Origin of the sequence: Bifidobacterium sp. UTCIF-38, assembly GCF_006454495.1 — a bacterium.
GTDB lineage: Bacteria > Actinomycetota > Actinomycetes > Actinomycetales > Bifidobacteriaceae > Bifidobacterium > Bifidobacterium callitrichos.
In genome coordinates this window covers 1-689 of sequence record NZ_JFAL01000045.1, presented here as the reverse complement: position 1 = coordinate 689, position 689 = coordinate 1, and the positions used below count along the sequence as shown (strand labels likewise).

The 689-nt window shown below is 53.8% G+C and carries 1 protein-coding gene; it reads right to left on the bottom strand.

All coding sequences use genetic code 11. The features are described 5' to 3' along the window. Nucleotides 1–316 precede the first annotated feature (316 nt). The gene (locus tag BW11_RS11425) at nucleotides 317–568 is read right to left on the bottom strand and encodes a hypothetical protein (protein WP_043167968.1); all 252 of its coding nucleotides are present in this window, start codon (nucleotides 566–568) and stop codon (nucleotides 317–319) included. Nucleotides 569–689 lie beyond the last annotated feature (121 nt).

Sequence of the window (689 nt, the reverse complement as noted above, 5' to 3'; positions counted from 1 at the left end):
AAGCACACTGAACCAGCAGGAAACCTTGAACTTGAAGAAGAAAGGAAACCAACCGCTCAGCGGCAGCGAATGAATAACTTACACCACTTGCCAGATCAACGCAAACCGAAGTCCTCAACCATCGCCTAAGCCCTTGGAAACACACGCTTCGCCCGGCGTGTCGCAAAAGGGTGCAAAATCACGTCTACAACCAGTGTAGAGGCCGGAAACGCAATCACCGGCATCAGAAATAATTTCCACGAGCGTGTCGCGCTCCACGATCCATCCCCGTCGACGGATCCATACGAATTCAGATTACACACCAACCACCGCATCATCAGCGTCTGCGCGGCTTGTATCCCTTCTTGCGGCTGCGTGGCTTGAGCTGCTGGTTCAGGGGAGTGTGGGCATAGCTGGTGCTCGGATCGCGATGGGTGAGGTGCCAGGTGCCGCAGAACTCGCATCGGTATACCCATAGTTCGGCACCTCTCTCGATGAGGCTCTGATCAGCGGCATACTGGGCCTGAGTCTTGTCGTGATACATGATCTTGTTCGACGTGGCGCAACGTTTCGGCGTGAAGTAATGCATGGAGACCCCCATCAGCAGCTTATGACGACTCTACCTCACGCGCCGCTTGTCGAATATACGGAAAAGTTATGAAAGACGGTGATTGTGCGTGTGCTTTGGATATGCGAAATCCCTGGGGATT